This is a genomic window from Ruegeria sp. AL12 (assembly GCF_056540885.1).
Window position 1 is genome coordinate 1 of record NZ_JBQFXN010000062.1, and the last position, 1,100, is coordinate 1,100.

Here is a 1,100-nt window from a genome sequence, read left to right on the forward strand (position 1 = left end):
CCATCAATCAAGATGGAGCACCAAAATGCGTTATCTCACCTTCCGCGACCTGCAAGAAAAACTCGGTGGCCGAGGCCGCACCACTATCTACCGCGACGTGGAAATGGGCCGATTGCCCAAGCCCGTGAAAATCGGTTCGCGCCTGTATTGGGCCGAAGCTGATATCGACGCTGCAATCGCGGCACATAGGCAATAAGACCCACCCCACCCAGACCTGGCGCCTGGGCATGGGGCGGGAATGTTCTTTGCGGGAACGTCTGCACCATACGCCCAGCGCCTTGTTTGCTCAACAACGAAGGGCACACGGTTATGAGCAGCAATCAATGGTATTCAAACCAGAGACGGGTTCTCTGGACGTGCAAGGCGCTATTGGACGAGCGCATAATTTCACACAAGACCGAAATCCGCGAAGTGAGCGTTTGGCTGGCCCTGATGACCCAGAAAGGGTGCAAGTAATGGCAAGGCCGTACAAACGTCAGAAAAAGGGGACTGGGCGTCATGTCCAGCTTCCTGAGTGGTTGCAAGCGTCTGAAGCCTGGGCAACCCTGCCACCGGGTCCAAGGGCGCTCTACGTCGAACTGAAACGCCGCTACAACGGATCAAACAACGGCGATATCATTCTAAGCCATCGCGACGCGGCAATGGCGTTGAACGTTCACCGCAACACGGTTGGCCCTTGGTTTCGTGAACTTCAGGAACGTGGGTTCATTACCATGACAAAAGCCCCGCACCTTGGTCCGTCTGGTATCGGCAAGGCATCAGTCTGGGCGCTGGGCGAAGTGCCGACACGCGACGGTAAACCAGCAGCGAAGCGTTTCATGTCTTGGCGGCAAAAACAGAAGCCCCGCACAAAAACAGGACACTCCGTCCCAATGGTTGTGACGGTTGGGTGGTGGTTGAGCCAGTTTGAATTGAGGCCGTCCTAAATACTGTGACGCCAAACCGGAAATTGATCCGAAAGGTGTCACAAGAAACAGGACACATATACATATAGCCATGGGGCTCAGCACGGGGGCAACGTCTGCTTTGACGTCCCTCTGACTGCTTATGTGGGGAACCGGACTTTGGTTTGAACAGGACCATGGTCCGAGTAGCGGGAC

2 protein-coding genes are annotated in these 1,100 nt (G+C 55.5%); both read left to right on the top strand.

Annotation, left to right across the window (positions count from 1 at the left end; translation table 11 throughout):
• The coding region (locus tag ACR0C6_RS21335) for a helix-turn-helix transcriptional regulator (protein ID WP_480621110.1) at nt 1-196 on the top strand (196 nt) is incomplete at its 5' end.
• A 49-nt stretch (nt 197-245) separates the two neighbouring features.
• Nucleotides 246-926 (top strand): hypothetical protein, encoded by a 681-nt coding sequence (locus ACR0C6_RS21340; RefSeq protein ID WP_480621111.1) that lies wholly within the window; start codon nt 246-248, stop codon nt 924-926.
• Nucleotides 927-1,100: the final 174 nt, after the last annotated feature.